At 59.0% G+C, this 7,856-nt stretch carries 10 protein-coding genes; 6 read left to right on the top strand and 4 right to left on the bottom strand.

All coding sequences use genetic code 11. From position 1 onward, the window contains the following. Positions 1-490: isocitrate/isopropylmalate family dehydrogenase (locus ACH2EH_RS24580; protein ID WP_395145984.1), on the bottom strand; the 490-nt coding region annotated here is incomplete at its 3' end. A 95-nt stretch (positions 491-585) separates the two neighbouring features. Here ACH2EH_RS24580 and ACH2EH_RS24575 point away from each other — a divergent pair. Next, positions 586-882 (top strand): winged helix-turn-helix transcriptional regulator, encoded by a 297-nt coding sequence (locus ACH2EH_RS24575; protein WP_395145983.1) that lies wholly within the window; start codon positions 586-588, stop codon positions 880-882. Here ACH2EH_RS24575 and ACH2EH_RS24570 read toward each other — a convergent pair. Then, a complete protein-coding gene (locus ACH2EH_RS24570; RefSeq protein ID WP_395145982.1) occupies positions 879-1,295 on the bottom strand; it encodes a DUF6174 domain-containing protein in 417 nt (138 codons plus the stop codon). The two genes, ACH2EH_RS24575 and ACH2EH_RS24570, sit on opposite strands and share 4 nt — an antisense overlap. Positions 1,296-1,344: 49 nt before the next feature. Further along, positions 1,345-1,827 carry a DUF6174 domain-containing protein gene (locus tag ACH2EH_RS24565; RefSeq protein WP_395145981.1) on the bottom strand — a complete coding sequence of 161 codons (483 nt, stop codon included), beginning with the start codon at positions 1,825-1,827 and terminating at the stop codon, positions 1,345-1,347. Positions 1,828-1,980: 153 nt separating this feature from the next. Here ACH2EH_RS24565 and ACH2EH_RS24560 point away from each other — a divergent pair, with 153 nt between their 5' ends. From ACH2EH_RS24560 to ACH2EH_RS24545, 4 genes are all read left to right on the top strand, one after another. After that, complete coding sequence (locus ACH2EH_RS24560) at positions 1,981-3,030, top strand: BMP family protein (protein WP_395145980.1); 1,050 nt, start codon at positions 1,981-1,983, stop codon at positions 3,028-3,030. 1 nt (position 3,031) lies between these two features. Next, positions 3,032-4,528, top strand: a complete 1,497-nt coding sequence (locus ACH2EH_RS24555) for an ABC transporter ATP-binding protein (protein WP_395145979.1) — start codon at positions 3,032-3,034, stop codon at positions 4,526-4,528. Then, positions 4,525-5,508 (top strand): ABC transporter permease, encoded by a 984-nt coding sequence (locus tag ACH2EH_RS24550; RefSeq protein WP_395145978.1) that lies wholly within the window; start codon positions 4,525-4,527, stop codon positions 5,506-5,508. Before ACH2EH_RS24555 ends, ACH2EH_RS24550 begins: the two co-directional genes overlap by 4 nt. A gap of 160 nt (positions 5,509-5,668) precedes the next feature. Beyond that, entirely contained in the window at positions 5,669-6,538 is an 870-nt protein-coding gene (locus ACH2EH_RS24545; RefSeq protein WP_395145977.1) for an ABC transporter permease, read from the top strand. Here ACH2EH_RS24545 and ACH2EH_RS24540 read toward each other — a convergent pair. After that, positions 6,535-7,203: a Uma2 family endonuclease gene (locus tag ACH2EH_RS24540; protein WP_395145976.1), complete on the bottom strand. Its 669-nt coding sequence runs from the start codon at positions 7,201-7,203 to the stop codon at positions 6,535-6,537. The two genes, ACH2EH_RS24545 and ACH2EH_RS24540, sit on opposite strands and share 4 nt — an antisense overlap. Positions 7,204-7,361: 158 nt before the next feature. On the opposite strand from ACH2EH_RS24540, the gene ACH2EH_RS24535 reads away from it, so the two are divergent. Further along, a partial coding sequence (locus tag ACH2EH_RS24535; protein WP_395145975.1) for an Hsp70 family protein occupies positions 7,362-7,856 on the top strand: 495 nt, incomplete at its 3' end.

Below are 7,856 nucleotides of genomic sequence, written 5' to 3'. Positions count from 1 at the left end.
TCTTTCGGGCGTACTCAAAGGCGTAACGAACAATCTTCTCACAGCCAGGGCGGCTAATCAGCTTGAGGCACTGCACCACGTCATCGGTTTGCCTATGCTCAATCCCAGCGTAGAGGTCTTCTTCGTTCTCACGAATAATGACCATATCGAGCTTCGGGTGCTTGGTAGTCACAAAGGGAGCATAGGCAACGCAGGGCCGGACATTGGCATAGAGCCCCAGCGACTTGCGCAGTGTCACATTCACGCTCTTGTAGCCACCGCCCTGTGGGGTTGTCAGAGGCGCTTTAAGCAGCACTTTGGTCGCACGAATGGCCTCCCATGCCTCGGGCGTGATGCCTGAGCTATTGCCATTCTCATACGCCAGCTGTCCCAGCTCAACGTAGCGCCACTCCAGCGGTGCTCCTGCCGCTTCCAGCACCCGCTGCACTGCCGTCATTATCTCAGGGCCGATCCCATCACCACTTGCACAGGCCACTACTTGCTTGTTCATCACAAACCTCCATAGACCACAATAACACGAAATTAAATACGCGACAATATTTTCGTAATATTTTTTTCACGACTAAGATATAATGTCTCGTAACTATGGCAGGCGAGACGAGCTGGACTTTTTTAACGAATCACTCTCATGTGCTGATCTGCCTCGCGCAGGACAGTACGACGCGGCTCCGTGACGTGGCCGTGCGAGTTGGCATCACTGAGCGCGCCGTGCAGCGCATCGTCACGGAGCTGGAAGAAGGAGGCGCCTTAGTGCGTCATCGTGATGGACGCCGCAACCGATACGAGATCAACGTAGAGGTTCGGCTACGCCATCCCCTTGAGGCGCACCGAAGCATTCGGGAGATCATCACTCTGGGAGAGAAATTAGGTGTCGATCTCTAGAGCGACATGAGGTTGCTGATCGTGAGATAGTACTCTTCATCCGCAAGTGCAGCGCTGGGATCCACAGAGAGTGTGCTCGGCCAACCGGCAGGGGTAAAATTCACCTCGAAGGCGTCAGGTTTGCTCTTATGCGCCGCTTCCACGGCATCGAGCACTTTCTCAATTGTGCTATAGGCCATCAGATGCGCCGGTGCACCTGTGGCAACCCCATCGCGCACAGTGATCGTCGCCGGGCGCGTGTACTCCTCCGGACAGAAACAGCTTTTACTCACCGTGAACGAGTAGGAGCGCAGGTTCCGCGCCGCCCAATTGGCTCTTGCCTGAGCCAGCTCTTCGTCAAAGCCTGTCAGCGAGGAGCTCCCACCACACCCAGCCAGCACGGCCAGCCCAAGGAGAAAATTCGTTGTTCGCATCACGCCTTCTCAGACTGCAACCCACGGCTTTACCTTCAATTGTACCGATTCACAGCGGCCTCACCTCGGAGATCGTGAGATCGTACTCATCGTCGCTGGTGTCCGCACGGGGATCAACAGAGCTCGTACTCGGCCAGCCGTCGGCGGTGAAGTTGACCTCCAGCGCATTTGCCTTGCTCGTGTTGGCCGCTTCGAGCGTCTCAAAGACTTTCTCAATGGTGGCAAAAGCGCTTAAACGCGAGGGGGCATCTGTTGCCCCCTCGCGCACGGTGATCGTCACCGGGCGGGTGTTCTCTTCGAGGCAGAAGCAGCGCACTTGAACCGTGAACCTATAGGAGGATAGCCCCTTCGCCGCCCAGTTAGCACGCGCTAAAGCAAGCTGTCGGGGAAATGTCGCCGCCAGAACGCGCGGTTGCAACAAGTCAGCCTCCACAGCGCTCCCCCCGCACCCCACAAGGCAACTGAACACTGCCAGTGCCAAGCACAAGCGAAGCCGCTTGCATTTTTGGATAATCGTTGATCTCTCCATCATTTTCTCTTTAGACCTCTTCTTCAGCAAGAGTATCAACGTGGTCTGGCAGGTTCCCTCATTTATTACGACCAAAACAGTCTCCGGGGAACTCTTGAACGTGCTGGGTAGTTAAGGTATCCTGAACCAATCACATTTACATTGGAGTTTGCCCCTATGATCTCTTCCCGACGGCGCTTCTGCGCTTTTCTGACTCTCGGACTTCTCTTCACAGGCTGTGCCCAGAAAGAGCCTGCTAAAGATACGGCAAGCACTCCTGCATCTACAGCAGCCTCCTCAACGGGCAGCGAGGCGATCGAGGCGCTGAAGATTGGGCTGATCACCCCGGGCAAGATCAACGACAAGGGCTGGAGCCAGCTCGCCAGCGATAGTGTTGAGAAGATCAAGGGGGAGATTTCGGGCACCGAGACAGTTCCTGCCATTGAGGACCCGGGCCAAGCCAATGTCGCGGGCGCGGCGCGTGATCTTGCCAAGAAGGGCTGCAATCTGATCTTCTTCCACGCCTCGGAGTACGACGATGCCGCCGCGACCGTGGCCAAGGAGTTCCCCAAGACGTATTTCGTGGTGGTTGGGGGCCGCTCCACGGGTGCGAATCTCACGCCCATTCAGTTTCAGGCGGGCGAGGCCACTTATCTTGCGGGGATGCTGGCGGGCGGAATGACCAAGACCGGGAAAGTCGCCTGCGTGGGCGGCAGCGAGATCCCGATTGTAAAAGAGGCGTTCGCGTCGTTTGAGAAGGGCGTGAAAGCTGCAAGAGCCGATGCCGAAGTCAAGATCGTCTTCACCGGCAGCGGCGATGATATTGCCAAAGCCAAGCAACAAGCACAAGCGCTGCTCGATAGCGGCGTGGACGTGCTCCACCACAACGCCAACGCCGCCGGACAAGGTGTCGCGCAAGCCGTCACCGATAAAGCCGATGCAATGTTTATCGGAGCCAACGCCCCGCAAGATGACTTAGCGACACCCAAAAATCTCGGCTCGTTTTTGGTGGATGCACAGGCCGCGTACTTGCTCGTCGCGAAAGCCGTGAAAGAGGGCAAAGTACCGACAAGCATGGAAGGCCCCGAGGTCTATCGTTATGGCTTGAAAGACAAAGTGGTCGGGCTGCACTACAACGACAAGTTCGCCGGAAAAGTCCCCGACGCGCTCAAGGCCAAGATCGCCGCCGCCGAAGCCGACTTGGTGGCGGGCAAGGTCACGCCGTAGAGTGCTGGAAGCTCGCGAGCTGACGCGCCGCTTTGGAAGCTTTACCGCGCTCGACACGGTAAACTTTGACCTGCGTGCCGGGGAGATCCACGCCGTACTGGGGGAGAACGGCGCGGGCAAGTCCACGCTCATGAATGTCCTCTCGGGGCTCCTGCGCCCGAGCGCGGGGGAGCTTTTGCTGGAGGGCCAGCCCGTGCGCTTTGCCTCCCCCGCCGATGCTACCGCGCAGGGGATTGGCATGGTGCATCAGCATTTTTTGCTCGTCCCTCCGCTCTCCGTCGCCGAGAACCTACTTCTTTCTGCCGACAAAGCCAAGGGGGGGCCGCTCTCCTGGCCTATGAAAAGCGTGCTCGCCGAGGCGCAAGCCCTCGCCAAGAGCCTTGGCTGGAGGCTTCCCTGGGACGCGCTCGCGGGGAGCCTGCCGGTGGGGACACAGCAGCGCATTGAGATATTAAAAGCCCTGCGCGGCCAGACCAAGATTCTGATCTTCGACGAGCCCACCGCCGTTCTCACCCCCACCGAGACCCCAGAGCTTTTTGCCACGCTCCGCCAGCTCGCCGCCCAGGGCAAGGGAATTGTCTTTATCTCCCACAAGCTCGACGAAGTCCTAGCTCTGTCTGAACGGGTCACGGTGTTACGACGTGGCAAAGTGGTAGCAAGATTAGTCACCACGGAGTGCGATGCAGGGATGCTTGCTGAAGCGATGGTGGGAAGCGATCTCTCCCCAACCCCTTTCCCAGCGAAGAATGAGCGCCCGGGAGAGGGGGCAGGGGGAGAGGTACTCACCATCCAAAACCTCACTCTCGGTAAGCTCGAAAACATCTCCTTCACCGTCGCGCCCGGTGAGATTCTGGGCTTCGCAGGAGTGGATGGCAACGGCCAGACCGAGCTCGCGGACTGCCTCTCGGGGATGCACAGGCCAGAGAGTGGGGAGATTCGTGTCGGGGAGACGCCCCTCAAACCCACGCCCAAAGCCGTACGTGAGGCGCAGATCGGCGTGATCCCGGCGGATCGCCAGAAACGAGGGCTGGCGCTCTCGATGACGATTACGGAGAACTTAACGCTGGGCGTGCAGGACAGCCCGGCGTTTCGCAAGAGCGTGTTTCTGGATGCAAAAGCACTTCATACGCGCACCGAGCAGCTTATTGAGCGTTTTGATATCCGCGCCGAGGGACCGACAGCTAAGGCGAGTAGCCTCTCGGGGGGGAACCAGCAAAAAGTGGTGATCGCACGGGCGCTGGCGGGCGAGCCCAAAGTAGTGATCGCCGTTAACCCAACGCGCGGCCTGGATGTCGGAGCGATTTCGTATGTGCATACAGCTCTTCGCGAGGCGCAGGCAGCAGGTGCGGCGATCGTGCTGATCTCCACGGAGCTGGATGAAGTACTCACGCTTTCGAACCGGGTGGCGGTACTCTTTGAGGGTAAGCTCATGAGCATTGTCGCCCCCGAAACCCCACGTGAGGAGCTGGGTCGCTTGATGGGGGGCACGGCGTCGTGAAGCTTATTGCCTGTGTTTTAGGAGGCTTGCTGCTGCTCGCCGCTGTTATTCTGGCGGCCAAAGCCTCACCAATTGCTGTGGCTGCGGCGCTGCTGCGAGGCGCATTTGGCTCGAAAGATAGCGTCGCCAATACGCTGATCCAGACGACGCCACTCTTGCTCACCGGGCTCGGGGTCGGGCTGACATTTAAAGGCAAGCTCTTTAATATTGGAGCGGAGGGGCAGTTTCTTCTGGGAGCAGTCTTTGCGATCTGGGCTGGCACACAGAAACTTCCCCCTCCCGTTCTGCTACCGCTGGCCTTACTCGCGGGGGCACTGGGTGGTGCGCTCTGGGCGGGGCTGGCAGCGGCGCTGAAGCTCTGGCGCGGCGTACAAGAAGTGCTCTCGACCCTGTTGCTCAACTTTGTCGCGATCCAGCTCGTGGCCTGGATGGTGCGCGGCCCACTACAAGAGGCCGTAAAGCAGTACCCACAGTCCGATAAGCTCGCCATCTCCAGCCGACTGGCGTTTCTGTGGCCTGGAACGCAGCTTCACCAGGGCTTCCTCATAGCGCTCTTTCTCGCCGTTGTCGTCTGGGCCTATCTTTCTAAGACTGCCTCAGGGTTTGCCCTGCGTGCTGTGGGAGCGGGAGCGGAAGCCGCAGAAGCGGCGGGAATCTCGGTCGCAAAAACAACCTGGGGGACGTTTTTGCTCTCAGGGGCACTCTCCGGGCTGGCGGGTGCGATCCAGATCTGCGGCGTGACGTACTTTCTGGCCGACCCGTACTCCAAAGGCTACGGCTACACCGCCATTGCCGTCGCCTTGCTTGCCAACCTCTCGCCGCTCTGGACAGTTCTCACCGCGCTCTTCTTTGGCGCTCTCACGGCAGGCGCGACTGAGGTGCAGAGTGCCGGGGTATCGTCGGTGGTGATTCAAGTGCTCCAGGCCGTCACACTGCTCACTGTGCTTACCTACGGCTGGCTCAAGGAGCGTGGAAAGTGAGCGTTTTTCGCCTCGTTTTTCGCCCCCATGAACGGGGGCGTCTTATTGTCCTCGTGCCTCGGACACAAAGGGCGCAAGCGCCCATGGCCGGAACGGCCTTCGTGTCGCGCAGCGACAATAAGACGCCCCCGTTCATGGGGGCGAAAAACGGAAGGCTCCCATGATCCCCTTTCTTCTACAAACCCTCACTTTCGCAACCCCGGTGCTACTCGCCGCACTTGGGGCGGTCTTTGCGGAGCGTGCAGGCGTTATCAATATAGGGCTAGAGGGTTTGCTTCTAGTCGGAGCACTGGTGGCGGTTCTCGTCTCGGCGGCGACGGGCCAACCTTATCTGGGTGTGTTGGTAGCGGCAGTAGCAGCGATGGCGATGGCGGGGATTTTCGCCGTCTTTGCCATTGGTCTGAAGCGCGACCAGGTGATTGTTGGCACGACGATCAACTTTCTCGCGCTTGGTGCAACCGGGGTCTTCTACCGGGCTCTGAAAATATCCGGCGAGGTCAAGACGCTCCCCGTGCTCTTTGGCGATGGCTCAACGGCGATCAATGCCCTTACATTGCTGGGCTTGTTTCTGATCCCCGTGGCGCAGTGGCTGCTCTACCGAACGCGGCTCGGGGTCATGGTGCGCTCCGCAGGCGAGAAACCCGAGGCCGTCGCGGCAGCGGGTGTCTTTGTGAATCGGCTACGGACACTCACTGTTCTGGTGAGCGGCGCACTCTGTGGTATGGGGGGCGCATCGCTCTCCATTGGGATCGCCAACACCTTCACCGAGGAGATGACCGGCGGGCGTGGCTTTATCGCACTGGCCGTGATTGTCTTCGGGCGCTGGAATCCGCTGGGTGTTCTCACAGCCGCGCTCCTCTTCGCCGCCGCCGATGTCTGGCAGACAAGGCTCCAGGCAGACGGCAAGCTCCACATCCCCTACCCGATTTTCCTCGCTCTTCCCTATGTTCTGACGCTGCTCGCCCTCGCGATTCGCGGTGCCAGAGTCAAGCCCCCCGCCCACCTCGGCGAGCCCTTCGAGCAAGGCTAGATTTGGGGATTAAAGATAGGCTCAAGTTCTAAAACGAAACCAGGAAGCTCGGGGGAGCAATCCAGTGTTGCGGGGTTGTCCAGTTCTACCATCGCCGCACCGGGACGATAGATATAGACTTTTTGGCTCGCTGGGTCGAGAAGCAGAGCAAGCGACACACCCGCGGTGAGGTACTCCTGCATCTTGGTTTTCAGAGGCGGGAGGCGGTCGCTGTCGGAGCGGAGCTCGATAACAAACTCAGGGGCGATGGGGAGGAATTTCTCCCGCTGTGCCTCAGGGATGGTGTCGAGGCGGCCCCTGCTCACCCAGGCCGCATCGGGGGCACGCATCGCGCCATTGGGAAGCTCAAAGCCTGTATTAGAGTCAAAGACGTAGCCCAAGCAGCTCTGGCGACTCCAGGCCATGAGCTGATAGTTCAGCTCCGAGTTACGATTTCCCGTTCGACCTCCGGTGGGCATGGTGACACAGAGTCTCCCTTCAGAGTTTCGCTCCAGCCCGAGTGGGCGGTTTGTCTGGCAGACCTGAAAAAACTGTTCGCGGTTGGTGGGATCAAAGCCTGCGGGCAGACGTAGCTCGTACTCGCCGAAGAGGAAGATCGGCGGGGCCAGTTCTTTTTCTTTTGGTTGCACCTGTCCACTCATCATCAGCTCTCCTATCGTCAGCACTCCTAAGTTAGGATTGTATCGCTAGGATTATATCGCGTGAGCTTTGGAACTTTTATCACGCATATTCCGTCTTTGTTTTCGGAAGACACTTGACATCATAACACTCAAGTGATATAACGCTCCTGGCAATACTTCTTCTCAGAGGAACTTAAAACACTATGGCAAAAACAGTTGGTATAGACCTGGGGACCACGAACTCGGTTGTGGCAGTGATGGAGGGTGGCGAGCCCACCGTTATCGTGAACTCGGAAGGCGCACGCACCACGCCCTCCATTGTCGGCTTCAACAAGACCGGCGACCAGCTTGTTGGGGTTCCGGCCAAGCGGCAGTCGGTCGTGAACCCGGATCGCACGATTGTCTCGATCAAGCGGCACATGGGCACCAGCCACCGCACCACGATTGATGGCAAGGGCTACTCCCCCGAGGAGATCTCGGCGAAGATTCTGCAGAAGCTTAAGGCCGATGCCGAGGCGTACTTAGGCGAACCCGTGACGGCGGCGGTGATCACCGTTCCCGCGTACTTCAACGATGCCCAGCGCCAGGCGACTAAGAGTGCGGGCGAGATTGCGGGCATGAAAGTGCTGCGCATTATCAACGAGCCCACGGCGGCGGCGCTGGCCTACGGCATGAACAAAGAGGCCAACGAGACCATT

Source organism: Armatimonas sp. (assembly GCF_043760365.1).
In the GTDB taxonomy this organism is placed as follows: domain Bacteria; phylum Armatimonadota; class Armatimonadia; order Armatimonadales; family Armatimonadaceae; genus Armatimonas.
The sequence above is the reverse complement of the archived record's forward strand: the minus strand, read 5'-3'. Positions and strand labels throughout refer to the sequence as shown.

What these genes read in the sequence shown, in the direction of transcription:
- ACH2EH_RS24560 (WP_395145980.1), top strand. Translation starts at nt 1,981, where the DNA reads ATGATCTCTTCCCGACGGCGCTTCTGCGCTTTTCTGACTCTCGGACTT.
- ACH2EH_RS24570 (WP_395145982.1), bottom strand. Translation starts at nt 1,295, where the DNA reads ATGCGAACAACGAATTTTCTCCTTGGGCTGGCCGTGCTGGCTGGGTGT.
- ACH2EH_RS24575 (WP_395145983.1), top strand. Translation starts at nt 586, where the DNA reads ATGGCAGGCGAGACGAGCTGGACTTTTTTAACGAATCACTCTCATGTG.
- ACH2EH_RS24565 (WP_395145981.1), bottom strand. Translation starts at nt 1,827, where the DNA reads ATGATGGAGAGATCAACGATTATCCAAAAATGCAAGCGGCTTCGCTTG.
- ACH2EH_RS24545 (WP_395145977.1), top strand. Translation starts at nt 5,669, where the DNA reads ATGATCCCCTTTCTTCTACAAACCCTCACTTTCGCAACCCCGGTGCTA.